Annotated in this window: 24 protein-coding genes; 13 read left to right on the forward strand and 11 right to left on the reverse strand. The window is 63.4% G+C overall.

From position 1 onward, the window contains the following. The first annotated feature begins 63 nt into the window (after positions 1–63). Positions 64–1,191, forward strand: coding sequence for an S-(hydroxymethyl)glutathione dehydrogenase/class III alcohol dehydrogenase (locus QKW60_RS02725; protein ID WP_282366245.1), 1,128 nt, complete (start codon positions 64–66; stop codon positions 1,189–1,191). Between the two features lie 151 nt (positions 1,192–1,342). Further along, positions 1,343–2,281 carry an LpxL/LpxP family acyltransferase gene (locus QKW60_RS02730; protein WP_282366246.1) on the forward strand — a complete coding sequence of 313 codons (939 nt, stop codon included), beginning with the start codon at positions 1,343–1,345 and terminating at the stop codon, positions 2,279–2,281. A gap of 135 nt (positions 2,282–2,416) precedes the next feature. Here QKW60_RS02730 and QKW60_RS02735 read toward each other — a convergent pair whose 3' ends face one another. Then, positions 2,417–3,460, reverse strand: coding sequence for an aldo/keto reductase (locus QKW60_RS02735; protein WP_282366247.1), 1,044 nt, complete (start codon positions 3,458–3,460; stop codon positions 2,417–2,419). 101 nt (positions 3,461–3,561) lie between these two features. Here QKW60_RS02735 and QKW60_RS02740 point away from each other — a divergent pair, with 101 nt between their 5' ends. The 4 genes from QKW60_RS02740 to metG all read left to right on the forward strand — a co-directional run bounded on the left by QKW60_RS02740 (position 3,562) and on the right by metG (position 8,202). Further along, positions 3,562–4,230, forward strand: coding sequence for an ImuA family protein (locus QKW60_RS02740; RefSeq protein ID WP_282366249.1), 669 nt, complete (start codon positions 3,562–3,564; stop codon positions 4,228–4,230). Positions 4,231–4,261: 31 nt separating this feature from the next. Next, on the forward strand, positions 4,262–4,882 hold the full coding sequence (locus QKW60_RS02745) for a YceI family protein (RefSeq protein WP_282366250.1): 621 nt from the start codon (positions 4,262–4,264) through the stop codon (positions 4,880–4,882). Between the two features lie 317 nt (positions 4,883–5,199). Further along, positions 5,200–6,420 carry an MFS transporter gene (locus QKW60_RS02750; protein WP_282366251.1) on the forward strand — a complete coding sequence of 407 codons (1,221 nt, stop codon included), beginning with the start codon at positions 5,200–5,202 and terminating at the stop codon, positions 6,418–6,420. A gap of 63 nt (positions 6,421–6,483) precedes the next feature. Continuing rightward, positions 6,484–8,202, forward strand: a complete 1,719-nt coding sequence (gene metG, locus QKW60_RS02755) for a methionine--tRNA ligase (protein ID WP_282366252.1) — start codon at positions 6,484–6,486, stop codon at positions 8,200–8,202. Between the two features lie 232 nt (positions 8,203–8,434). Here the strand turns inward: metG and QKW60_RS02760 are convergent, their stop codons facing one another. Further along, the gene (locus tag QKW60_RS02760) at positions 8,435–9,559 is read right to left on the reverse strand and encodes an NAD(P)/FAD-dependent oxidoreductase (protein ID WP_282366253.1); all 1,125 of its coding nucleotides are present in this window, start codon (positions 9,557–9,559) and stop codon (positions 8,435–8,437) included. A 264-nt stretch (positions 9,560–9,823) separates the two neighbouring features. Between QKW60_RS02760 and QKW60_RS02765 the strand changes: the two genes are divergently transcribed. Further along, complete coding sequence (locus QKW60_RS02765) at positions 9,824–10,072, forward strand: ParB N-terminal domain-containing protein (RefSeq protein ID WP_282366254.1); 249 nt, start codon at positions 9,824–9,826, stop codon at positions 10,070–10,072. A 187-nt stretch (positions 10,073–10,259) separates the two neighbouring features. Next, positions 10,260–11,276: a fatty acid desaturase gene (locus QKW60_RS02770; RefSeq protein WP_282366255.1), complete on the forward strand. Its 1,017-nt coding sequence runs from the start codon at positions 10,260–10,262 to the stop codon at positions 11,274–11,276. 50 nt (positions 11,277–11,326) lie between these two features. Here QKW60_RS02770 and QKW60_RS02775 read toward each other — a convergent pair whose 3' ends face one another. Genes QKW60_RS02775 through gatC form a run of 4 tightly spaced genes read right to left on the reverse strand, consistent with a single transcriptional unit; the run spans position 11,327 to position 14,559 of the window. Beyond that, the gene (locus QKW60_RS02775) at positions 11,327–11,986 is read right to left on the reverse strand and encodes an N-acetylmuramoyl-L-alanine amidase (RefSeq protein WP_282366256.1); all 660 of its coding nucleotides are present in this window, start codon (positions 11,984–11,986) and stop codon (positions 11,327–11,329) included. A 3-nt stretch (positions 11,987–11,989) separates the two neighbouring features. Then, positions 11,990–12,751 (reverse strand): hypothetical protein, encoded by a 762-nt coding sequence (locus QKW60_RS02780; protein WP_282366257.1) that lies wholly within the window; start codon positions 12,749–12,751, stop codon positions 11,990–11,992. A gap of 33 nt (positions 12,752–12,784) precedes the next feature. Beyond that, positions 12,785–14,275, reverse strand: a complete 1,491-nt coding sequence (gene gatA, locus QKW60_RS02785; protein ID WP_282366259.1) for an Asp-tRNA(Asn)/Glu-tRNA(Gln) amidotransferase subunit GatA — start codon at positions 14,273–14,275, stop codon at positions 12,785–12,787. Further along, complete coding sequence (gene gatC / locus QKW60_RS02790; protein ID WP_282366260.1) at positions 14,272–14,559, reverse strand: Asp-tRNA(Asn)/Glu-tRNA(Gln) amidotransferase subunit GatC; 288 nt, start codon at positions 14,557–14,559, stop codon at positions 14,272–14,274. The genes gatA and gatC overlap by 4 nt, the downstream gene beginning before the upstream one ends. 84 nt (positions 14,560–14,643) lie before the next feature. Between gatC and QKW60_RS02795 the strand changes: the two genes are divergently transcribed. Beyond that, a complete protein-coding gene (locus QKW60_RS02795) occupies positions 14,644–15,336 on the forward strand; it encodes a metal-dependent hydrolase (protein ID WP_282366261.1) in 693 nt (230 codons plus the stop codon). Between the two features lie 36 nt (positions 15,337–15,372). Here QKW60_RS02795 and QKW60_RS02800 read toward each other — a convergent pair whose 3' ends face one another. The 3 genes from QKW60_RS02800 to QKW60_RS02810 all read right to left on the reverse strand — a co-directional run bounded on the left by QKW60_RS02800 (position 15,373) and on the right by QKW60_RS02810 (position 17,381). Next, entirely contained in the window at positions 15,373–15,600 is a 228-nt protein-coding gene (locus QKW60_RS02800; protein WP_282366262.1) for a hypothetical protein, read from the reverse strand. Between the two features lie 380 nt (positions 15,601–15,980). Then, positions 15,981–16,865, reverse strand: coding sequence for a sulfotransferase domain-containing protein (locus QKW60_RS02805; RefSeq protein WP_282366263.1), 885 nt, complete (start codon positions 16,863–16,865; stop codon positions 15,981–15,983). A 60-nt stretch (positions 16,866–16,925) separates the two neighbouring features. Continuing rightward, the gene (locus QKW60_RS02810) at positions 16,926–17,381 is read right to left on the reverse strand and encodes a nucleoside deaminase (RefSeq protein WP_282366264.1); all 456 of its coding nucleotides are present in this window, start codon (positions 17,379–17,381) and stop codon (positions 16,926–16,928) included. Positions 17,382–17,481: 100 nt separating this feature from the next. Here QKW60_RS02810 and QKW60_RS02815 point away from each other — a divergent pair, with 100 nt between their 5' ends. Both QKW60_RS02815 and QKW60_RS02820 read left to right on the forward strand, forming a co-directional pair. Beyond that, positions 17,482–18,924 carry a pseudouridine synthase gene (locus QKW60_RS02815; protein ID WP_282366265.1) on the forward strand — a complete coding sequence of 481 codons (1,443 nt, stop codon included), beginning with the start codon at positions 17,482–17,484 and terminating at the stop codon, positions 18,922–18,924. Between the two features lie 233 nt (positions 18,925–19,157). Further along, positions 19,158–20,099: a DUF2927 domain-containing protein gene (locus tag QKW60_RS02820; RefSeq protein WP_282366266.1), complete on the forward strand. Its 942-nt coding sequence runs from the start codon at positions 19,158–19,160 to the stop codon at positions 20,097–20,099. Between the two features lie 17 nt (positions 20,100–20,116). Here the strand turns inward: QKW60_RS02820 and QKW60_RS02825 are convergent, their stop codons facing one another. Next, positions 20,117–20,536 (reverse strand): Hsp20/alpha crystallin family protein, encoded by a 420-nt coding sequence (locus QKW60_RS02825; protein WP_263738477.1) that lies wholly within the window; start codon positions 20,534–20,536, stop codon positions 20,117–20,119. A 155-nt stretch (positions 20,537–20,691) separates the two neighbouring features. Between QKW60_RS02825 and QKW60_RS02830 the strand changes: the two genes are divergently transcribed. Together QKW60_RS02830 and dtd are read left to right on the forward strand one after the other, a co-directional pair. After that, positions 20,692–21,615 (forward strand): carbohydrate kinase family protein, encoded by a 924-nt coding sequence (locus QKW60_RS02830; protein ID WP_282366269.1) that lies wholly within the window; start codon positions 20,692–20,694, stop codon positions 21,613–21,615. A 1-nt stretch (position 21,616) separates the two neighbouring features. Further along, complete coding sequence (gene dtd, locus QKW60_RS02835; RefSeq protein ID WP_282366271.1) at positions 21,617–22,054, forward strand: D-aminoacyl-tRNA deacylase; 438 nt, start codon at positions 21,617–21,619, stop codon at positions 22,052–22,054. A 6-nt stretch (positions 22,055–22,060) separates the two neighbouring features. Here dtd and QKW60_RS02840 read toward each other — a convergent pair whose 3' ends face one another. Further along, complete coding sequence (locus QKW60_RS02840; RefSeq protein WP_282366273.1) at positions 22,061–22,984, reverse strand: DMT family transporter; 924 nt, start codon at positions 22,982–22,984, stop codon at positions 22,061–22,063. Between the last annotated feature and the right edge of the window lie 41 nt (positions 22,985–23,025).

Here is a 23,025-nt window from a genome sequence, read left to right on the forward strand (position 1 = left end):
GCATTGCGAGCCACTATCGCACAGGGTCGATGAAAGAGAACGAAGGAATTGGGAGGATCTCTTATGCGCACCCGTGCCGCCGTGGCCGTTCAGGCCGGCAAGCCCCTGGAAATCATGGAGGTGAACCTCGCAGGCCCCAAGGCGGGCGAAGTTATGGTGGAAATCAAGGCCACCGGCATCTGCCATACCGATGAATTCACGCTGTCCGGCGCCGATCCCGAAGGGTTGTTCCCGGCAATTCTCGGCCATGAGGGCGCAGGCGTCGTGGTTGAGGTCGGCGAGGGTGTAACGAGCGTGAAGAAGGGTGACCATGTGATCCCGCTCTACACGCCGGAATGCCGGACCTGCCCGTCCTGCCTTTCCCGCAAGACCAACCTCTGCACCTCGATCCGGGCGACGCAGGGCCAGGGCGTGATGCCCGACGGCACCTCGCGCTTCACCACATTGGATGGGGATCCGATCCTGCATTACATGGGCTGCTCGACCTTTTCAAACTACACGGTCCTGCCTGAAATCGCGGTGGCGAAGGTCCGCGAGGACGCGCCCTTCGACAAGATCTGTTATATCGGCTGCGGCGTGACCACGGGCATCGGCGCGGTGATCAACACCGCGAAGGTGGAGATCGGCGCGACGGCGGCCGTCTTCGGCCTTGGCGGTATCGGCCTGAACGTCATTCAAGGCCTGCGGCTTGCCGGGGCCGACAAGATCATCGGCGTCGACATCAACCCCGACAAGAAGCCGATGGCCGAAAAGTTCGGCATGACCCATTTCGTCAACCCGAAAGAGGTCGAGAACACGGTTCAGGAGATCGTCAACATCACAAAGACCCCCTTCGACCAGATCGGCGGGGCCGATTATTCCTTCGACTGCACCGGCAACGTTAAGGTGATGCGCGATGCACTGGAATGCACCCATCGCGGCTGGGGCCAGTCGATCATCATCGGTGTGGCACCCGCAGGTGCGGTGATCGAGACGCGGCCGTTCCAGCTTGTCACTGGCCGGGTCTGGAAAGGCACCGCCTTTGGCGGCGCGCGGGGCCGGACGGATGTGCCGAAGATCGTCGACTGGTACATGGACGGCAAGATCGAGATCGACCCGATGATCACACACACGCTGAAGCTCGATGACATCAACAAGGGCTTCGACCTGATGCATGCAGGTGAATCGATCCGCTCGGTCGTCGTTTACTGAGCCACGGAGACACGCAAACGAAGGGGCAAGGCGGTGGCCTTGCCCTTTTTCGTGGCGACGCGTCCTTCGCGCTGCAATCAGGTCCGCCAGAGGCGGCTATCATCGGAGCCATTGAGGTTCCATTATTGGAAACTGCGGGTAATCTGGTCCCATGGGGAACAAGACCAGCTTCACGACAACAAAGGATCGGGTCTGGTCTGCATATGCCGTTCTCGCCGGATGGCTGGCGCGTCAGCCTCAGCTTGTCCGGAAACTCGGCTATAGTCTTTTCGGACTGGCCCTTTGGATCGCTTACCTGCTACCGGGAAATCTGGTGCGACCGACATTCGCCGCTTTGGCAAAACAGACGAAGGCCGGGAATGCTCTGCGCCTTTTCGCAAGGTACGTGCGCGAGTTCTGCCGAGGCATAGACAGGCTCGAGCAGGTGCGGCACGGCCGCACCGATGCGATCGACCGTATGTTCCGGATCCCCGAGGAACAACGATTCCGGACGATCACGGCAGAACGTGGGTGCATTCTGGTGCTTCCCCACACCCAAGCCGGTTTTCCCATGGGCCGCGGGTTCTCTGCGCGCTACCCGCTTCTGGCCCTGGTGCGCTCGGCGACGGACAAGCGACGTGCCGCGGCCGAATGGGAGGTCTATCAGCACCTCGACGCCGAGGTCCTGGATGTCCGCGTGGAACAACAGACGACCGTCGCGCGGAAGGTTCTTGGCACGCTCAGGCAGGGAAAACTGGTGCTTGGTGTGGTCGATCGCATCCGAACGGCGCCACCGCCTGAAGCACCGGTAGATCCGTCAACAGATACTGTACGCGCCACCGCCTTCGGCCAACCCGTCGGGATCACTGGCTGGCCCGCCCGGTTCGCACGCAAGGCCGGTGCGCCCATCCTGCCCGCCATGGTGGTGCAGACGAAGGATGCGATTTCGCTGCAGATTGGAGCCGCCATAGAACCCGGCGTCGATCTGGTGGCCACGACGCAGGCTTGGCTTGCGGAGATGGAACGGCTGATCAGGGAATATCCGGAAGAGTGGACCTTCGCGCTCGACAAGCACTGGTCTCGGGTCCTGCGCGCAGATGCTGACAGCTGAATGGCCAAAGCCAAGAACCTGGCTGTATGATCCTGTCTATTCAGAATCCAAATAGTCGCGGCAGAAAGCAAACCCCATCAGCCCACGCCCGGCCATCTGCCTCGCAGACCTGTCTTCCCACATATCGCAGCCCGATCAATAAGGCATCGGGTGCGCCTTGTGCGCCTCCGCGATCTCGGCCAGCACCTCGTCGGTGAGCTTTATCTCCACCACGTCCAGCGCCGGGGCAAGCTGATCAAGCGTTGTCGCGCCAAAGATCGGCACCGTCGGGAACGGCCGCGTCAGCGTCCAGGCCAGCGCCATCTGTGCGGGGTCGAGCCCGTGGCGATGCGCGATACCGAGATAGGCCGAAACCGCCTCCCAGACCCGCGGCGAGATGCGGCCGCCCAGCGCTGGGTTCGCCTCGCGCCGCGACCCGGCCGGGATTACGTCGCCTGCATATTTTCCAGTCAGGAGCCCCGCACCCATCGGCGAGAAGGCGAGGAGCGTCACCTGCTCGTTATGGCCAAGCTCCGCCAGGTCGGTGTCGTAGAGGCGGCAAAGCAGCGAATATTCGTTCTGCAGCGAAACCGGACGCGGCCCCCTGCCCTCATCCGCCAGCCGGATCCATTGCGCCATGCCCCAGGCGCTTTCATTCGACAGACCCCAATGGCGGATCTTGCCCTCGGTGACGAGCGCGCAGAGTGTCTCCAGACACTCCTCCATATTCGCGATCACCGCCGCCCGGTCCTGTTTTGATGGATCAAAGCGCCAGTTCTGGCGGAACATGTAGCTGCCGCGATTGGGCCAGTGAAACTGGTAGAGATCGACGTGATCGGTCCGGAGCCGCCGCAGCGAGGCTTCGAGTGCCTTGCGGATAGACCGCCCGTCGATCACCTCGCCCTTATCGCGCGCAATGGACCCTTCGCCGGCGATCTTGGTCGCAATCACCCAGTCGCCGCGATTGCCGCCCTTCGCGATCCAGTTGCCGATGATCTCCTCGGTCCGGCCCAAGGTCTCCTTGCGGACCGGGTTGACCGGATACATCTCGGCCGTATCCATGAAATTCACGCCGCGTTCGGAAGCCATGTCGATCTGGGCATGGGCCTCGGCTTCCGGCGTCTGGCTGCCCCAGGTCATCGTCCCAAGGCAGAGGGCGGACACCTCAAGGTCGGTCGCTCCCAATGTGACGCGTTTCATGATGCCTCCTTGCGCTGACCCGGCGGACCTTGGCCCGGTGGGGGGCGGGCGTCAAGCGATGGCGGATTGAGAACATAAAGAGAACACGTTATTCTTTCCCCATGACGACCCAGGATCTCGCCCGACTCATTTCGCGCCAGAACCGGCGGCCCCGCCCCGGCCTGCCCTTTCTCGGCGCGCTGTCGCTTGCGCGGGCGCGGGTGCATGAATTTTGCGGCCCCGCGCGGCGGGTGCTGGCGCTGATGGCAGCTCGCGGGACGCAAGGGCCGGTCCTCTGGCTGCGGCCCGGCTGGCTGCCCGAACGGCTTTTCCCCGAAGGGGTCGTGCCTTTCATAGAGCCGGGGCGGCTGATCTTCGTTACCCCGGGCCGGATCGAAGACCTTCTGTGGTGTTTCGAGGAAGGCCTGCGCGCCGGAGCCACACCCCTCGTCGTTGCCGAACTGCCCGAACCACCGCGCCTGACCCCGGTGCGGCGGCTGCAACTGGCCGCCGAAACCGGCGCCGCCGAGGGCAGGATGGTGCCGACCGGGCTGATGCTGACCCCCGGAGCGGGCGGCGCGCCGGGGGTTGAAAGCCGCTGGTCCCTCGCGCCCGATCACGGGATGGGCCGGACCCGCTGGCAGCTCGACCTGCTGCGCGCCCGCGCCGACCCGCCGCAAAGTTGGGCGCTCACCACACGCACGGACGGGGCGGGGTTTGCCCTTGCCCGGGTGAAATCCCAATATCCCGATCACGGGGAAATGAGCGCGACCGGACAAGGGCAGGTATAGACTGGGCCGGACGCCATGACCCGGAGCCCGCATGCGCCACGCCCGAAACCGAACGGCATTGCTTTTTCTCTTCGCACTGCTTGCAGCCTTGCGGCTTTGCAGCATCGCAACCGGCCATTCCCTGATCCCAGCCGCCCATGCGGCGGCCCTGACCTACGTGCTCGACAGGGAAGGCTCCGCCGTGGGATTCGAGACCGATTTCGGCCAGACCCCGATCCGCGGCCGGATGCCGGTCACATCGGCCGATCTCAGCCTCGATTTCGACCGGGCGGCGGCCAGCCATGTCGAGGTCACGCTGAATGCCGATGCCGCGCGGGCAAGCTTTCCCTTCGCCACACAGGCGATGAAAGGAGGGAGCGTTCTCGATACAGGCCGCTACCCCGAGATCCACTTCGAAAGCACGCGGGTCCGCCCGACCGATACCGGCGCTGCCGTCACCGGGCTCCTCACGATCCGGGGCGTAACGCGCGAGATCACGCTCGACGCCCGGCTCTACCGGCCCGAGGGCACGGAGGTGGGCCATCGCGAAAACCTCTCAATCCTGCTCACCGGAAAAGTCAGCCGATCCGATTTCGGCGCGACCGGTTTCGCCGATATGGTCGGCGACGAGGTGCGGCTGAAGATCCTCGCCCGTATTCGTCGCGCGGGCTGAGCCGCCCGCGATCCGATTGAGTGCCCACGAAACGCGGGCACACGCCTTCTGGCACTTCGTTCAGTTCAGCTCCGCTCGGGAGGTATTTAAGAACGGAAGAAGTCAAAGGGCCTATCTGCTTCTCCTTTTCTCAAAGACCTCCCGCCGGAGGCAATCCGAGTGCCCGGTGCCTTGCACCGGGTACGAGATATATCTTGCGCCCGCTTGCGGGCGCTCCGCCGGATCACACCTGGCCAAAAAGCACACGGCGCGGTGTTTTACGCTGGGCTTTCCCGGCCCGGGAGGCCAAGGTGCCGGTGACATTCCGGACCTGTCCAATGCGCCTTCTGATCTCCTTCGCTGCCCTGTTTCTGTCGGTCGTCCTTTTGCAGCTCGGCACCGGCGGCGTGGCGCCGCTCGATGCGCTTTCGGGTGTGGAGCTTGGCTTTTCCACTGCCGAAATCGGCACACTGGGTTCAGCGCATTTTTTCGGCTTTTTCATCGGCTGCTGGTGGGCGCCCCGGCTCATGGGCACTGTCGGCCACTCCCGCGCTTTCGCGGCCTTCACGGCCGCCGGCACGATCGGGCTTATCGCCCATATGATGATCGTCGACCCCATCGCATGGGCGCTTCTGCGCATGGCCTCGGGCGCTTGCGTCGCGGGCTGCTACACGATCATTGAGGCCTGGCTGCAGGCCAAGGTCACGAACGAGACGCGCGGCCGGGCGATGGGTATCTACCGTATCGTCGATGTCGGCGGCTCGCTCGCCGCACAGCTCGTCATCGGGGTCCTGAGCCCCGCTACCTATTTTTCCTATAACCTCCTTGCCATCATCTGCTGTGCCGCCCTTCTGCCCCTCACCGTCAGCCGCGCCGAACAGCCGGACACGCCCGAGGCCCCGCGGCTCAGGCCTTCAATGGCCTGGGCAAAGTCGCCGCTCGCCGCCGCCGGTGTCATCGTCTCCGGCGTCTCCACCGCCGCCTTCCGCATGGTCGGCCCGATCTACGGGATCGAGGTCGGACTTTCGGCCGACATGATCGCGCTTTTCCTTGCCGCCTTCGTCCTTGGCGGCGCCGTGGCGCAGTTCCCGGTCGGCTGGCTGGCCGACAAATACGACCGCCGCACGGTTCTCATGTGGCTTTCGGTCACGGCCGCCGTTGCCTGCGGCACCGCCGTCGCGCTGTCGGGCCTGGGCATCGTCGCGATCTTTCTTACGGCAGGGTTCTTCGGGATAACCACGATGCCGATCTATTCGGTTTCCACCGCCCATGCCCATGACTTCGCCACCGACGAGGAACGGGTGGAGCTGTCGGCCGCGCTCATGTTCCTTTACGCGCTCGGTGCAATCGCTTCGCCGCTGATCGCCTCCAGCCTGATCGCATGGTTCGGCCCGGCCTCGATGTTCGTCTTCATCGCGACGATTCATCTTGGCCTTCTCGCTTTTGGCGCGCTTCGCATGCGCGCGCGCCCCGCACCCTCCGACCGCACCCGCTATGTCTACACGCCGCGCACGAGCTTCCTGATCGGGCGGCTCCTGAAGCGGAACGGCGAGGACTGAACCCTCTGGCCCTTGCCGCCCAAAGCCGGTAAATCGGCCCGGCGACGGACGGAAAGGCGACAGATGGCTCGGATTCTCATCACTTCGGCAATCCCTTACATCAACGGGATCAAGCATCTCGGCAATCTCGTGGGGTCTCAGCTTCCGGCTGACCTTTATGCCCGCTACATGCGGGGACGCGGCCATGAGGTGATGTTCATTTGTGCCACGGACGAACACGGTACCCCGGCCGAGCTTGCCGCCGCCAAGGCGGGCAAGCCGGTTGCCGAGTATTGCGCCGAGATGTGGCAGGTGCAAAGCGATCTGGCCAAGGGGTTCCGCCTGTCCTTCGACCATTTCGGCCGTTCGTCATCGGCGCGCAACCACACCCTGACCCAGCATTTCGCGAAGAAACTCGCCGAAAACGGCTTCATCGAGGAAGTGACCGAAAGCCAGGTCTTCTCCGTCGCCGACAACCGCTTCCTGCCCGACCGATATATCGAGGGCACCTGCCCGAATTGCGGGTACGACAAGGCCCGCGGCGATCAGTGCGAGAACTGCACCAAGCAGCTGGACCCCACCGATCTGATCGAACCCCGCTCGGCCATCTCAGGTTCGACCGAACTGGAGGTGCGCGAAACCAAGCATCTCTATCTCAAGCAGAAATCGCTGAAGGGTGAAATCGAGGCATGGATCGACAGCCAGCAGGACTGGCCGGTCCTGACCACGTCCATCGCCAAGAAATGGCTGCATGACGGTGACGGGTTGCAGGACCGGGGCATCACCCGCGACCTGAGTTGGGGTGTGCCGGTGCAGTTCGAGGGCGCGCCGTGGACTGGCATGGACGGCAAAGTCTTCTATGTCTGGTTCGACGCCCCCATCGAATATATCGCCGGCACCGCCGAATGGGCCGATGCGAACGGCAAGACCGAGGCCGACTGGGAACGCTGGTGGCGCACCGACAAGGGCGCCGAGGATGTGCGTTACGTCCAGTTCATGGGCAAGGACAACGTGCCCTTCCATACGCTCAGCTTCCCCGCGACGATCATGGGGTCGCGCGAGCCGTGGAAGAAGGTCGATTACATCAAGAGCTTCAACTACCTGAACTACGATGGTGGCCAGTTTTCCACCTCGCAGGGGCGCGGCGTCTTCATGGATCAGGCGCTCTCGATCCTGCCCGCCGATTACTGGCGCTGGTGGCTGCTCAGCCACGCACCCGAAAACTCGGACAGTGAGTTTACGTGGGAGAACTTCCAGGTTTCGGTCAACAAGGACCTCGCCGATGTGCTGGGCAACTTCGTGAGCCGCATCACCAAGTTCTGCCGCTCGAAATTCGGCGAGGCTCTGCCCGAGGGCGGCCAGACCGGCGAACGGGCGCAGGCGCTGATCGAGGAGCTTGAGGCCCGTGTCCGCGTCTATGAGGCGCATATGGAGGCGATGGAGATCCGCAAGGCCGCGACCGAGCTTCGGGCGATCTGGGTGGCGGGCAACGAATATCTGCAATCGGCGGCCCCCTGGTCGGTCTTCAAGGAAGACCCCGACCGCGCGGCGGCGATGGTGCGGCTGGGCCTGAACCTCGTGCGCCTCTACGCGATCCTGTCGGAACCCTTCATCCCCGACGCCTCGGCCACGATGCTGAAGGCGATGGGCTGCGGGGATAAAAGTTGGCCCGGACCCATCGCCGAGGCGCTGACGGCCCTCAAGCCCGGCCACGCCTTCGAAACTCCTGACGTTCTCTTCGCCAAGATTGCCGATGAGGACCGCGAGGATTGGCAGAAACGGTTCAGCGGCGTACGGGCTTAGAGCGGGGTTTCACTTCGCCGTCACTCTGCACCGTGCGGGCGAATGACTTAACTGCGGGACGAAGCAGCCGTTGAAGTTTCTGGAGTTGAGGTCAACTTCGCTTCTAAGGTGGCCTTGACCAAGCCTTTCCGCCGCCGCGCTACTGCTGGTCAGGCTGGACTCTCGCTACTGTTAGAAATCTGAAACTGATGGCAAATTGGTGAGATGCGCGTCTTCTTGGTTGCCGCAATTCTTACTTCCCAAACCATCGTATTTCGCGGTTCTTCGCGAAGGCTTCTTTATGCTTTCGCCCTTCAAGCGAGGGTGGATTGTAAACAACTTTCAGCTTTGGCCCGCTAAGGAAATCTGCATCGGCCCAACTGACACGACCGTCCCCGAGTTCGACCTGACATTCTCCACTGCCCGTGTTGGGCTTTGGAGCTACGCCTTTGATTCTTGAAAGAATGCCGCTGGCAACTGCGCTGGCCTGACTTTCGGCAAATGAACCGGCTTTGGGCAAACCAGTTTTGGCAATGTCGCCAATCGCATAGACATTGGGAAAAGCCGTTTGCATTGAAGCGAGGTCAACCGAAACCCAATCACCGTCGGTCAAGCCGCTGTCGCGGACCACTTGTGGTGCGGCATGCCTTGGCACCCCAAGAAACAGGTCAAACGGCAACTGCTGCCCGTCATCCAGAGTGGCAACGCCACCTTCAACGGACGTAACCATTGTTTTTAGGAAGACTTTCACACCGGCTTCATCGCAGGCGTGCATCAAATCATCTGACAGCTCTTGCGACACAGGGGTCAGGATTGAAAGAGGCGAAACCAAAGTAATCTCGCAGGCATCCCGTAGGCCACGCCGACGCAAATAACTATCTAAGAACAGAGCGCACTCGGTTGGAGCGGGCGGGCATTTGTAGGGAAAGCCACAAATGCCGATTATGGCATGGCCCTTCTTGAAATCAGGCAGCGCCGCGCAAACACGTTCGGCCCCATCGACGCTATAAAAATGTGTGCCAATCTCTGCCAGTCCTGGCGTTGCGGCCGGTATGACTTCTGCCCCGAGCGCAACCACCAGATATTCAGCTGTATAGCTGCCATTTGCGGTCGTCACCTGACGTGACTCGGGATCTATGGCTGTAATCGTATCGTGCACCAGTCGCACGCCGGGCTTGTGGAATTCCCTGTAGGGATGGCGGACATCTTCTAGGGTTTGTTTGCCGAATGCGATCTCCAGCTTGGAAAAGCCAAAAACGAAGTTCTCTCCCTTGTCGATCACAGTTACGTCAGCCGCCTCGCCCAGCGCATCAGACAGTTGCGTGGCAAGTTCCATGCCTCCGAAGCCGGCCCCCAAGATCAAAACTCGTGAAAGCATGGCAGTCCCTTCTCTGTTCACCTGCAACACTTCAACAAGGCCGTCGCTCGAACAAGGTTTTTCATTACTTGGTTCTTCCGCTCATGCCGCATTTTCGCGCTGAGATCGCAACCAACAGGAACTCACAATGATAATATTGGGCTCAAAGCCGCCATTTGCTGCGACAGCGCGAGAAAACCCATCCGATGCCTCTTGCAAAATGATTGCCCCCTTCCCCTCGGCGCACATCCTGCTACGCTTCCGCTGCCAAACCGGAACCGTCACATGCTCCAAAAGACCACCTTCCCCATCGACCGCGTCCGGGTGCCCGTGAAGCGCGCCAAGACGCTCGATCCGGCCAAGGTCGCCCAACTTGCCGAGAGCATTCTGGAAGAGGGGCAGCTTACGCCGATCCGGGTCCGGGCGGATGGAGAGAACTTCGTGCTGGTCGAGGGGCTGCACCGGCTGGAGGCGCTGAAAGCCCTCGGCGAGGAGACCATCGAGGGATATCTGACACAGGCGCGGCTTCACTGACCCTATCCTGAGGGTTTCAGACGTCCTGCCACTCGACACACGACCGATCCCACGTTACACGGCGGGGGATTGCTGTAGACACGACGCCCCGCCCGACCCGGCGGAACCTGTGAAAGTTCGATGTTGCGGCGCAGGGTGGCAGCCAGAAGCTCACCTCAGATGGAACGATGCCGCACGAATGAACAGCATGCCACAAGAGACGACCGTCGCTACCGACCCAAAGGACTGGGTCCGCATCCTGGCGGCCTATCGTGACCCCGACCCGCTGCGCAGCACTTACGAGCTCCTGGTCAGCGTCATTCCCTTCCTCGGCCTCTGGGCCGTCGCCTGGTGGGCGGTGTCGATCAGCGGTTGGCTGGCCCTCACCATCGCGGTCCTGAATGCAGGTTTTCTGGTCCGCCTCTTCATGATCCAGCACGATTGTGGCCATGGCGGATATTTCCGCAGCAGAACGCTCGCAGACTGGGCCGGGCGGGCAATCGGTGTCCTGACGCTCACGCCATACGATGTCTGGCGGCGCACACATGCGATCCATCATTCCTCGGCCGGCAATCTGGACCAGCGCGGCGTTGGCGATATCCATACGATGACAGTCCGGGAATACCGGGCATTGTCGCCGCTGGGGCGGTTTGGCTACCGGCTCTACCGCAACCCGATCACCCTGTTCGTGATCGGGCCGATTTATATATTCCTCTTTCAGAATCGCCTGCCCGTGGGCCTCATGCGCGGTGGCGCACAGTACTGGGTCAGCGCAATGGGCACCAATATCGCACTCGCCGCGATCCTCACCGCGATCATCTATTTCGGCGGGCTGAAAGTCATCGCACTGGTCTTCCTGCCGACTGTACTGGTCGCAGCCTCGGCCGGGGTCTGGCTCTTTTTCGTCCAACACCAGTTCGAGGAAACCCATTGGGAGATGGGTGACGAGTGGCAGTTGCACGACGCTGCCCTGCACGGCAGCTCGCACTATGTTCTGCCACCGGTCCTGCGCTGGTTCACCGGAAATATCGGCATCCATCACGTCCACCATCTGTACAGCCGTATCCCCTTCTACCGGCTGCCTGAGGTTCTGCGTGATCACAGCGCGTTGGCGACCGCGAACCGGCTGACCCTGCGCGAAAGCCTGTCCTGCGCGCGACTGCACCTTTGGGACGAAACGGGGCGGCGACTTCTGTCGTTCGCCGAAGCGCGCAAGCTGCCCTGATGTCATGAGGCTTCGGGGGCCGGGTCGAATACGGCCGAGCCCCGGAAACCTCACGTCAACCTATTGAACGGAAAGCGTCTGGCGAGGTCGTCAACCATGGCCCGGTCAGTGTCGTCCTCTGGCCCGTGGACGCCCGGGCGGAACCGCAAACGGAAGGCGGCCAGAACCGCATCCGGCGCCACATCCGGGTAGCCGAACGTACGGGCTGAGATCCCGAAATCAGCACTGGGATCGCCCTCAGCCCGCGGCCATATGGCAAGTCCGCTTCGCGCCAGCCGCTGCCAGTCGAACCGGGGACCGGGATCGCGCTTGCGCTCGGGCGCCATATCGGAATGACCGATAACGCCTTCGCGATGGATCGCCCAGCGCGCCATGATCACGGCAAGCAGCCGTTCCAGCGCGGCCATCTGCGGTTCGGGAAACGGCGCATCGCCGGGATTGGCAAGTTCGATCCCGATGGAGTGGGAATTCACATCCGTTATACCACCCCAAGCCCCTGCCCCGGCATGCCAGGCGCGCCGGGCTTCATCGACCAGTTGGTCGCAGGTCCCATCCTCGGCGATCAGCCAATGCGCCGACACCTCGGCCGCAGGGTCGCAAAGCCGCGCACGCGCCTCGGCGCAGGTCGGCATCGCGGTATAGTGGATCACGATCAGGCTCGGCCGCGCCCCTTCCCGCCTGTCGCCGGAATTGGGCGAGGCAAAGGCCAAAATTCAGCCGCGTGCGTTCTGGAACGGCGTCGGATCCCACCGGCAGGCGAAGCCGTCGCCATCCGGATCGAGGTTCTTCGGATCGCGCTGGGGTCCGCCGGATTTCAGAAAGGCCTCTTGCGCGGCTTCCGGATTGTCATAGCGGCCGCAGGCGCGTTCGTGATTGGCAAGCGCGATGGAGGAGCGGCGGTAGATCGCCTCGCCCAGACGGTTCGGGGCTTTTACCGCATATTCGATGATCAGCGCCGCGTTGCCGCCGCTGCGCGTGGGCAGCGCCCCCGGTTGAATCTGCTGATACTGAGCCCGGTTCTGGGCAATCCGCTCCTTGTCGGATTCGATCGTCTCGCGGGTCGAGACGGCGGAAAAGTCCTGCTCGTCCGAAATACCGGCGCTGTTGACCGCAGGGGCCGCGTCAGGAACGGTCGCGGGCGCAGGGGTCACCGCAGCGGTCTGGGGATAAATCGGCTGCTGCGGTGCCGCCGTGATCTGGCTCTGCGCTAGGGGGGCCGCGCCGCTGACGCCGGCTTGGGCAAGCTCGGCCGCGGTCGGCGCGCCGGTGCCGCTGGACGGGAAAGGCACGGCTGGATTGGCCACCGGCCCCTGCACGGTCTGCGTCGAAGCGTAACGCTGCGCCTGCAAAGCTGCCTGCTGGCGCTGGTATTCATCGTAGTCGCCAAAACCGACCCCGCCGCCACGAGCAGCAGGCTCGGACGGGACGCAGGCAGTGACAAGCAACAGGGCAAGGCAGGGTAACAGGTAACGCATCCGGAACTCTCCGATCCTTTTAAGCGGCGCCACTTACCACCATTTCGCGGGTTTGGAAACAAATCCTGCGGCGCGCTCCAGCACATAGGCGTGATTCAGCAGATCGCCTTCTTCCCACGGACGGCCGATCAGCTGCAATCCAAGCGGCAGACCCTGACGGTCAAGGCCGGTGGGAACCGCGACACCCGGAAGGCCCGCGAGGTTGACCGTCACAGTGAAGACGTCGTTGAGATACATGGCGATCGGGTCGGAATCGGCCATCTCGCCCAACCCGAAGGCGGCCGAGGGGGTCGCCGGTGTCAGGATCGCGTCGATGCCCTCGGCGAAGACGTTCTCGAAGTCGCGCTTGATCAGCGCGCGGACCTTGCGGGCGCGGTTGTAATAAGCGTCGTAGAAGCCGGCGGAGAGTACATAGGTGCCGATCATCACCCGGCGCTGCACCTCATGACCGAAGCCCTCGGCGCGGGTCTTTTCGTACATCTCGGTGATGCCGTCGCCTTGGCTGAGCTTCGCCCGGTGGCCATAGCGCACCCCGTCATAGCGGGCGAGGTTCGACGACGCCTCGGCGGGCGCCACGACGTAATAGGCGGGCAAGGCGTATTTCGTATGGGGCAGCGAGATATCGACAATCTCGGCGCCCGCATCCTTCATCATCGCGGTGCCGTCTGCCCAGAGCTTTTCGATCTCTTCGGGCATGCCATCCATGCGGTATTCGCGCGGGATGCCGATCTTCTTGCCCCGGATGTCGCCTGTCAGTGCCGCCTCGAAATCCGGGACGGGCAAGTCGGCGCTGGTGGAATCCTTCGGATCATGACCGCACATCGCACCGAGCATGATCGCAGCGTCGCGCACATCCTTGGTCATCGGCCCCGCCTGATCGAGCGAGGAGGCAAAGGCGACAATGCCCCAGCGCGAGCAGCGGCCATAGGTCGGCTTGATGCCGGTGATGCCGGTAAAGGCGGCGGGCTGACGGATGGAGCCGCCGGTATCGGTGCCGGTCGCGGCAAGGCAGAGGGCGGCGGCAACGGCTGCCGCCGAACCGCCCGAAGATCCGCCCGGCGTAAGCTGGGCAACGTCATTGCCCCGCCGCCAGGGATTGACGGCGTTGCCGTAGCACGAGGTTTCGTTCGACGAGCCCATGGCAAACTCGTCCATGTTGAGCTTGCCGAGCATCACGGCGCCCGCATCGGCCAGTTGCTGGCTGACGGTGGATTCGTATTCCGGCCTGAAGCCCTTCAGAATGTTCGACGCAGCTTGCGAGGGCACGCCTTTGGTGCAGAAGAGGTCCTTGATGCCCACGGGGATGCCGCACATCGCGGGCGCCTCCTCGTCGGCTTTCAGCCGCTCGTCGGCCGCCTTCGCCCGTTCGCGGGCGATCTCGGGCGTCTTGTGGACGAACGCATTGAGCGCCCCCGCGCCGTCGATGGCTGCCAGGCAAGCCTCGGTCAACTCAACGGACGTGACTTCACCCTTGCGCAGAGCGTCGCGCGCAGCAGCGATGGTCAGTTTGTTCAGTTCGCTCATTCGACCACCTTCGGCACTGCAAAGAACCCTTCGCGCGCGTCCGGCGCGTTCGACAGGATCTTGTCGACCATGTTCCCGTCCGTCACCACGTCCGCCCGCCGCTTCAGCCGCATGGGCGTCACCGACGTCATCGGCTCCACGCCCTCGACATCTACCTCATTGAGCTGTTCCATGAAGGCGAGCACGGCGGACAATTCGCCTGCCAGCGCCGGAAGGTCATCTTCCTTCACGGCAATCCGCGCCAGATGCGCGACCTTGCGCGCGGTATCGGTGTCGATGGACATCGGGCTGTACTCCGTCCTTGGATCGGGGCAGGGTTTACCCGGAGGGCGACCGGCCCGCAAGGGCGGCAACACGCGGAGGATGCCATGAAAATCACCTGGCTTGGCCATTCAGGCTTTCGTATCGAGATCGAGGGAGCTGTGATCCTTCTTGATCCGTGGCTGACCGGCAACCCGATGTTCCCGGATGAAAGGCGGGCCGAGGCGATTGCGGGCGCGACCCATGTGCTGATCACGCATGGCCATGGCGATCACACCGGCGATGCGGTGGGGATCGCGAAAGATGCCGGCATTCCCGTCGCCGGCATCTACGACCTGATCTCGCATTGGGAGGCAGCCGAGGGGATATCGGGTATCGGTTTCAACAAGGGTGGCACGGTCGATCTGGGGGGAGCGAAGGTCACGATGGTGGCGGCGAGCCATTCCTCCTCGCTATCGGGCCGTGACGGGCCGATCTATGCGGGACATGAGGCAGGGTACATGATCGCAGGCGATGGTCACGTCATCTATGTCTCCGGCGACACTGATATCATGGCCGATATGGTCTGGATGGGCGAGTATCACACCCCCGATATCGGCATTCTTGCCTGCGGCGGACATTTCACCATGGACATGAAAAGGGCAGCCTGGGCGGCGAAGAAATATTTCGCCTTCAGAACCGTTATTCCCTGTCATTACAGAACCTTCCCGCTGCTGGCTCAGACAGCGAATGAGCTGAAATCTGGCCTGCCGGGCGTGAATGTGATCGAGCCCGAAGTGCTAAGCCCGATCACGTTCTGACCACGACGCGACGGCCGGGGCATCGTTGCCCCGGCATCACAATTCCCAATAGGCACGGCCCCGCGACAGCGGCTCCAGTCCGACATCGCGCCGGATATGATCCGACAGGTCGGCGTCAAAGCGCCACCTGTAGCGGCGCCTGCGGAAAGCGAGGTTCACCGCCGCCAGGATAACGGCATAGACACCGTAGCGGTGGACGAGCACGGCCACGGCCCGGACATGGGGCCGGTCCTCGGGGCGGACAGGTATGAAATGTGCGTTCATTGTATCACTCCGCCAGGCGCCATTCGGCACACTGGTTCCTTTGGATTAAGTCAGGTTTGGAATACGCGAGACGTCCTTCGCGGACGGGCCGGTCTCCGATTACGGGTTCAGGAAAAAGAGGCGAAGAAACTCGCCTGATTTCTGACTGTTACGAGGCGCTCTGATAGCAACCGCGGGTCAGTGGGCGGGCGGACACAGCCATCCCCCAGACGCCGACACGGGTGCGGAGCGCAGCGAGATCATAATTGTTCATCCAACGCCTCCTTTGTTCGTGTGTCGGGACGGCGCGACAATACACCGATTCAGACGGACAGGAACCGCGGAATTGTACCTTTGATGCGATGAGGATTGTATGTGTCGAGCCCGACACAATCCCGGGGTCACGCCGCGACACATCCCCATTCCAGCCAGCGCACATCCTCCTCCGGCAACAATTCGCGGATGCGCCGGTCGTAAAGGGCGACTTCGTCGGGTGTGAGGTGTTTTTCCCACTTGTTGTTGGTGCCGCTCGCGAAAAACGTCTCGGCATTGTCGAGTACCGATTTCTGGTCCTGAACAGCTTCCCGGGCATTTGCCTTCATCGTGTCGAAACGGGCACCTTCGACGATTTCATCAATCAGGCTTTCGGGATGATCGCAGCAGAGGATGTCCGCGATCCGCAGCACCTGCCCCTTCAGGTCGCGCTTGAGGTCCGCGTAGTGGACGAGATGCACATTCGGCAGATGCGCCCAGCGCCGGAAGGACCGGTAGTGATAGGTGATCGAGTCAAGCGTCATGTCGTCGTTGCCGCCATCTTTCGAGGCATCTTCCAAGTACATGCGGAAGCCTTCGGATATCTTTTCGGGGAAGCGATCCGTCATCAGGTCGACATTCATCGCCAACGCGAAGCGGCGCATGGAGAAATGCACGTCGAGCGGATGGCGGTAGACCGCGAAATAGGTGCAGGCAGGGCCATAGGTAATTCCGTCCAGCGGCGTGTGCGACTTGATGCAGCGCCGGTGGGTCTGGGCGGTCATTGTGGCCGCGCGCTCGTCAACGTCGCGAAACCCGCAATCGACCCAAAGCGATATCTGGTCCAGCACCTTGTCCATGCCAGCTCGCCCATGAATCAGCATCAGGACGATGGCCTGAACCCAGGTGGTGCCGCATTTCGGCGGCGTCACCACCAAAGTGTCATCGGGCCGGAGAGCGAAGCGGTCCCATATGGTCGAATTGGTGATCCGACCCTGATAGACCTTGGAGCGTGTCTGCAAGGCACCTGTCATGTCCCCGTCCCCCTTCCCCGAAAAGGCTACCTCTGAGGGGGATTTCGACCAAGCTTTATGTCAGCCGCGGCGCCCGGCGAAGAAATCCTGCAATATCTGCGCGGCCGCTTCCGCCCCGATCCCGTCATAGACCTCGGGCACATGGTGGCACTGCGGATGGGCATAGACGCGCGCGCCGTGGGTGACGCCGCCGGATTTCGGGTCTTCCGCCCCGTAATAAAGCCGCCCGATCCGTGCGAAGGAAATTGCGGCGGCACACATCGGGCAGGGTTCGAGCGTGACATAGAGGTCGTGCTCCGGCAGCCGTTCAGCCCCGACAGCAGCGCAGGCGGCGCGCAGGGCAAGTATCTCGGCATGGGCGGTGGGATCGTTCAGTTCGCGCGTGCGGTTGCCCGCCGCCGCCACGACCCGGCCATCGGGCGCGACCACGACCGCGCCCACCGGCACCTCGCCCCGCGCCGCCGCCGCCCGCGCCTCGGCCAGAGCCTGATCCATATGGCTGCGAAATCCGCTCATGGCCTCTCATGCCCTGCCCCGCGTGCTCACGCAAGCGCTTCCCCCGGGCGGTGATTCTGTATAGAGGGAGCGCTTTAGTGCCATACCCGGGGGCGGACCCATGAGCGACGAGAAATCCAAGGGCGAACGGATCGCCAAGGCCATGGCGCGTGCGGGAGTTGCCTCGCGCCGGGACGCAGAGAAAATGATCCTTGAGGGTCGCGTCTCGGTGAACGGGAAAAAGGTCGACAGCCCCGCGCTTGACGTCGCACCTGCCGACAAGGTGACGTTGGACGGCAAGCTGATCGACGAACCTCAGCCTGCGCGGCTCTGGCTGTATTACAAACCCATCGGGCTTGTGACCTCGGCCAAGGACGAAAAGGGCCGTCAGACCGTCTTTGACACGATGCCAGAAGGCATGCCGCGGGTGATGAGCGTCGGGCGGCTCGACCTGACCTCCGAGGGATTGCTTCTATTGACCAATGACGGCGGACTGAAGCGGCAGCTGGAACTGCCCTCCACCGGCTGGCTGCGCAAATACCGGGTTCGGGTGAACGGCCGCCCGAACGACGCGACCTTCGACCCCCTCCGCCGAGGCGTGACGATCGAGGGCGAGGAGTTCCAGCCGATGGAAATCACGCTCGACAAGCAGCAAGGCGCCAACGCCTGGCTTACGGTGGGCCTGCGCGAGGGCAAGAACCGGGAAATCCGTCGGGCGATGACCGAGGTCGGGTTGATCGTGAACCGGCTGATCCGCGTCAGTTATGGCCCGTTCCGGCTGAACAAGATGAAGGCCGGCGATGTGGTCGAGGTAAAGGCCAAGGTGCTGCGCGAGCAGCTTGGCGGGCTGATCGGCGAGGAACCGGCTGACGAAAAGCGCAAACCGCGCGACGGTGACGCACCGCGCGACCGCAAGCCACGCACGCCGCGTAGTGGCGACGCCAAGGGTCCGCAGAAACCCCGGGCACCGCGCCGGGCCGACGAGGACGGCGGGGCGAAGGCCCCTCGCTGGACGAAACGCCCCGATCGCGACGGCGATACGGGTCCAGCGCGGCAACGGGACGACCGGCCGAAGGGCGGCAAACCCCGGTTCCCGCGCGCAGAGGACAACGCAGCCCCGGGCGAGCGCAGATTCTCCAAACCCCGCCGTGACGGCGAACGGACGGAGCGCGACGGGGACCGCAAGTTCGGGAAACCCCGTACGAAGTCCGAGGGTTCCGGGACGGATGGCGCGCGCAAGTTCTCAAAACCCCGTTCCGAGGGCGATCAGGGTGAACGCCGGTTTTCAAAGCCGCGGTCGGAGGAAGCACGGGGCGGGCGCAAGTTCCAGAAGCCGCGCGACGAGGGTGGTCGCAGCGAGGGCGCACCGGATCGCAAGTTCGCCAAACCGCGCTCCGGCACGGCGGCGGCCGAACGTGGCGGTGAACGCAAGTTCTCCAAACCCCGCGATGGCGGACCTGCGGGTGCCAAAGGGGGCAAACCCGGACCACGGCGCGACAACAGTCAGGGGCGTGACCGACCGAAGACCGGCGGGCCGCGCAAGGGGCCGCCGGGACGCAAATAACGCTCCAGCGAAACGCGAATTCTTGCCCAGCAGCGTGTTCGGCGGCGGGATGGGCTTGGCGCGCAGCCCTGGGCATGCGAAGCTCAGTCAAAGCGGTGGGTCCTGAACCGGCACGCAACCTTTTGGGAACGCAAGAGGGGACGTGGCGATCGGATATTCCCCCGTGTTCGATCCGTAAGGAGGCCGGTCTGACCACCCGTTCCACCCTGCCCGCCCAGACCGCCTGAGCCACCATGCGCTTTCATTTATCCTGGTCCGTTCTGTACCTCTCGATCCTGACGGTCGGACTGTCGGCCTGCACCATGACAGGCCCCGGTCCTGAGGCGACTGGCACCGCCCCTTCCGACGGGCCGCTAGTCACCGCACCCTCGCGGCAAAGCCAGGTCGAGAGGGCCTATTACGCGCGGGTGGAGGCGAACTATCTGGCCCAGGATCTTCTTCGGGCTGACTCGGGGGCCGAGGATGCCCCCTTCGGCCCACGTGAACTGGCCGAAAACTTCCTGCGCATCGCTTTCTTTGACGAGTTCACCGAACGCGGTGGCCAACTGGTTGCGGAGGCCAGCGAAAACCGGCTGCACCGCTGGCGTCAACCCGTGCGGATCGGTGTGGAATTCGGCGCGTCCGTCCCGCTTGAACAGCGGCGTGCCGATGAGGCGGTGATCAGCGACTTTGCCGCGCGGCTGGCGCGCCTCACCGGCCTGCCGATCCGGGTCAGCGACTGGCGTCCGAACCACGTCGTGATGATCGTCAATGCAGATGAGCGCTCCGGGGCCGTCGACCGGATCCGTGCTTTCGCACCCGAAGTGTCGGAGGCCGCGCTTGACAGCGTGGCCCACATGCGGCCCGACACCTATTGCACGGTCTTTTCTTTCACGCCGGGACAGAGCGCGTCCTATTCCGGCGCGCTGACGGTGATCCGGGGTGAGTTGCCGGAGCGGTTGCGGCTCTCATGCATTCACGAGGAACTGGCCCAGAGCCTCGGCCTTGTCGCTGATCACCCCCGGGCGCGACCCTCGATCTTCAACGACAATGAGGAGTTTGCCCTGCTGACGCGGCAGGACGAACTCATGTTGCGCATGCTTTACGACCGGCGCCTCAGCCCCGGTATGACGCTGGCCGAGGCGCGGCCCATTGTCGAGGCGATGGCGGCGGAACTGCTACCCGGCGGAAGCTGATCCCCGCCGCCAAAGGATCACGCCCTGCCTATCGGCACCTTCCGGGCTTTCGCGACCTCGGGCGCCGCGCGCGCAACGGTCAGCGTCAGTACACCATCCTTCAGATCGGCGCTGATCTTTCCGGCATCGGCGTCGGCGGGCAGGCGGAACGAGCGGCTGAAGCTGCCATATTGGCGTTCGCTGAAGTACCAGGTTTCGCCCTTCTCCTCGCGGCTCTCCTTCTTTTCACCCTTCACCGTGACCATGCCGTCATCGACGGTGATATCGATGTCCTTTTCATCGACACCGGGCAGTTCGACGGCGATCCGGTAGGTCTTGTCGTCCGACGAGGCTTCTGACGCAGGCGCCAGCCATTCGGAAAGCCGTGCGCCGAAATGGCGGAACGGCTCGTAGAAGCTCGGCCAGAAATTGCTGGTGGCGGGGGTTTTCTCAACCATGATGATGCTCCTCATTCTTGGAACTTGGTAAGTCTGCACCTATTGAACTTTCCGCGCCTTGACGTGCGTCAACTTCCGGCGTCACCGGCGTTGCTCCGCTGGCCGGACTCGGTTAAGGAGGGGCCTGTTTACGCTAACATTAACCGGGGGCCAGGATGATCCTGAGTTGCGGCGAGGCGCTGATCGACATGTTGCCCCGAAAGACCGAGGCGGGCGAGGATGCCTTTGCGCCCTATCCCGGTGGTGCGGTCTTCAACACCGCCATTGCGCTCGGTCGGCTTGGTGCACCATCCGCGTTCCTTTCGGGTCTGTCGACGGACCTTTTCGGCGCGGTCCTGACCGATGCGCTGACCGCCTCGGAGGTTGACAGCGCGCTTGCCGTTCGTTCGGCCCGACCAACGACGCTGGCCTTCGTGCGGCTGGTGAACGGACAGGCGAGTTATGCCTTCTATGACGAGAACACCGCCGGGCGGATGCTGACGCCCGCCGACATGCCCGCCCTGCCCGATACGGTAGCGGCGATGTTCTTCGGCGGCATCAGCCTTGTTGGTGACCCCTGCGGCAGTGCCTATGAGGCCCTGATGACGCGCGAGGCGGCGTCACGCGTCACGATGCTCGACCCCAATATCCGCCCGGGCTTCATAACAGATGAATTAGCCTATCGCGCCCGGATCGGACGGATGCTGGCGCTGTCGGACATCGTGAAAGTGTCGGACGAAGATATGCGGTGGCTGGAAGGTCCGGGCGACATTGGCGAAGTCGCCGAACGGCTCCTTGCCCGTGGCCCCAAGGTGGTTTTTGTCACCGAGGGCGCTGAGGGTGCGCATGGGTTCACCGCGCGACATCAGATCTTTGTGCCGGCACGTAAGGTCACGGTCACCGATACGGTCGGCGCAGGTGACACGTTCAATGCGGCCCTGCTTGCGGCACTGCACCGTGACGGCTTGCTGACCAAACCCGCCTTGGCGGAGTTGACGCCCGATGCGTTGGAGGCTGCCCTCACGCTCGGTTGCGCCGCCGCTGCGGTCACGGTATCCCGCGCCGGGGCCAATCCGCCCTGGGCGAGGGAGATCGACTGAGATGCGGGCACTTGTTCAACGGGTCAGCGAAGCGCGCGTAACCGTCGCCGGGCGCGTGACGGGAGAGATCGGGACGGGCCTGATGATCCTTGTCTGCGCGATGCAGGGCGACACGGATGCTCAGGCCGATCAGCTTGCCCAGAAGATCGCGAAACTGCGGATATTCAAGGACGAGGCGGGCAAGATGAACCGTTCCCTCGTCGATACCGGCGGCGCAGCCCTCGTGGTCAGCCAGTTCACCCTTGCCGCGGACACGTCCCGCGGCAACAGGCCGGGTTTTTCCACGGCCGCGCCACCGGATGAGGGCGAAAGACTTTACACCTATTTCTCCGACCGGCTGCGTGCGCTTGGGGTCACGGTCGCCAATGGCGAGTTCGGCGCCGACATGGATGTGAGCCTCGTCAACCAGGGGCCAGTGACGATCTGGCTGGAGGTCTGAGCGGGTTCAGCCCTGCGGCGTCATGGCCCGGCGCTGGCGGTCGCGTTCGAGGCCAAGCTGGCGTTCGCGCCAGATGATCAGGATACCTGCCAATACAACAAGCGCCGCGCCGCCCAGAACGATACGCGTCGGCACTTCGTCGAAGACGACATAACCGACCCCGAGCGCCAGCAGCATCGAGGCGTATTCAAAGGGCGCAATGACCGAGGCGTCGGCATAGCGGTAGGACGAGGTCAGCAGAACCTGCCCCAAACCTCCGAACAGCCCCGCCGCGACCAGCATTGCCGCACTTGCAGGATCCGGCACCGTCCAGCCGAAGGGCAGCGAGATCAGCGACAGAAGCGCGGAGTTGACCGAGAAGTAGAAGACGATGGCGCTGACCTTCTCCTCGGCCACAAGGCGACGCACAAAGACCTGCGCGAGCGCGGCAAAGACCGCCCCCACAAGAACCACGATTGCGCCAAGGGCCTCGGTCGCGCCAAGCTCACCCGCCGAGAGCGCCGTCAGGCGCGGCGAAAGGATGATCAGAACACCTGCCATACCGATCGCGACGGTAAAGATGCGAAACAACCGGACATTCTCGCCCAGGAACATCGCCGCGAAGACGACCGTCAGAAGAGGCGCCGCATAGCCGATGGCCGTGACCTCGGGCAAGGGCAGAAGCCCGAGCCCGGCAAAGCCGAATCCCATGGCCACCGTGCCCATCAATCCGCGCCAGAAATGGCCCAGCGGATTGCGGGTGGCGAGGCCGGATTTCAGCCCGCGCGTCGCGATCAGCCAGATCAGGATCACCGGTATGGCGAAGGCAGAGCGAAAGAACACCGCCTCGCCGGGCGGAACCGCGTCCGAGGCCGCCTTGATCAGGCTCGCCATCGTCATGAACACGGCGACTGAACAGAGTTTGAGAATGATGCCGCGCAACGGATTCATGAGCGCCTTCCTTCGAGCAAGAGAAAGCCGGAGCGGCTGCG

This window comes from Albidovulum aestuarii (genome assembly GCF_029961185.1).
Taxonomy (GTDB): domain Bacteria; phylum Pseudomonadota; class Alphaproteobacteria; order Rhodobacterales; family Rhodobacteraceae; genus Albidovulum; species Albidovulum aestuarii.

Coding starts and splice junctions, on each gene's coding strand:
- QKW60_RS02745 (WP_282366250.1), top strand. CDS start 4,262: ATGCGCCACGCCCGAAACCGAACGGCATTGCTTTTTCTCTTCGCACTG.
- QKW60_RS02815 (WP_282366265.1), top strand. CDS start 17,482: ATGAGCGACGAGAAATCCAAGGGCGAACGGATCGCCAAGGCCATGGCG.
- QKW60_RS02795 (WP_282366261.1), top strand. CDS start 14,644: ATGAAAATCACCTGGCTTGGCCATTCAGGCTTTCGTATCGAGATCGAG.
- QKW60_RS02735 (WP_282366247.1), bottom strand. CDS start 3,460: ATGAAACGCGTCACATTGGGAGCGACCGACCTTGAGGTGTCCGCCCTC.
- QKW60_RS02770 (WP_282366255.1), top strand. CDS start 10,260: ATGCCACAAGAGACGACCGTCGCTACCGACCCAAAGGACTGGGTCCGC.
- QKW60_RS02800 (WP_282366262.1), bottom strand. CDS start 15,600: ATGAACGCACATTTCATACCTGTCCGCCCCGAGGACCGGCCCCATGTC.
- QKW60_RS02725 (WP_282366245.1), top strand. CDS start 64: ATGCGCACCCGTGCCGCCGTGGCCGTTCAGGCCGGCAAGCCCCTGGAA.
- QKW60_RS02825 (WP_263738477.1), bottom strand. CDS start 20,536: ATGGTTGAGAAAACCCCCGCCACCAGCAATTTCTGGCCGAGCTTCTAC.
- QKW60_RS02810 (WP_282366264.1), bottom strand. CDS start 17,381: ATGAGCGGATTTCGCAGCCATATGGATCAGGCTCTGGCCGAGGCGCGG.
- QKW60_RS02760 (WP_282366253.1), bottom strand. CDS start 9,559: ATGCTTTCACGAGTTTTGATCTTGGGGGCCGGCTTCGGAGGCATGGAA.
- QKW60_RS02740 (WP_282366249.1), top strand. CDS start 3,562: ATGACGACCCAGGATCTCGCCCGACTCATTTCGCGCCAGAACCGGCGG.
- QKW60_RS02730 (WP_282366246.1), top strand. CDS start 1,343: ATGGGGAACAAGACCAGCTTCACGACAACAAAGGATCGGGTCTGGTCT.
- QKW60_RS02830 (WP_282366269.1), top strand. CDS start 20,692: ATGATCCTGAGTTGCGGCGAGGCGCTGATCGACATGTTGCCCCGAAAG.
- gatA (WP_282366259.1), bottom strand. CDS start 14,275: ATGAGCGAACTGAACAAACTGACCATCGCTGCTGCGCGCGACGCTCTG.
- QKW60_RS02840 (WP_282366273.1), bottom strand. CDS start 22,984: ATGAATCCGTTGCGCGGCATCATTCTCAAACTCTGTTCAGTCGCCGTG.
- metG (WP_282366252.1), top strand. CDS start 6,484: ATGGCTCGGATTCTCATCACTTCGGCAATCCCTTACATCAACGGGATC.
- gatC (WP_282366260.1), bottom strand. CDS start 14,559: ATGTCCATCGACACCGATACCGCGCGCAAGGTCGCGCATCTGGCGCGG.
- QKW60_RS02805 (WP_282366263.1), bottom strand. CDS start 16,865: ATGACAGGTGCCTTGCAGACACGCTCCAAGGTCTATCAGGGTCGGATC.
- dtd (WP_282366271.1), top strand. CDS start 21,617: ATGCGGGCACTTGTTCAACGGGTCAGCGAAGCGCGCGTAACCGTCGCC.
- QKW60_RS02820 (WP_282366266.1), top strand. CDS start 19,158: ATGCGCTTTCATTTATCCTGGTCCGTTCTGTACCTCTCGATCCTGACG.
- QKW60_RS02780 (WP_282366257.1), bottom strand. CDS start 12,751: ATGCGTTACCTGTTACCCTGCCTTGCCCTGTTGCTTGTCACTGCCTGC.
- QKW60_RS02750 (WP_282366251.1), top strand. CDS start 5,200: ATGCGCCTTCTGATCTCCTTCGCTGCCCTGTTTCTGTCGGTCGTCCTT.
- QKW60_RS02765 (WP_282366254.1), top strand. CDS start 9,824: ATGCTCCAAAAGACCACCTTCCCCATCGACCGCGTCCGGGTGCCCGTG.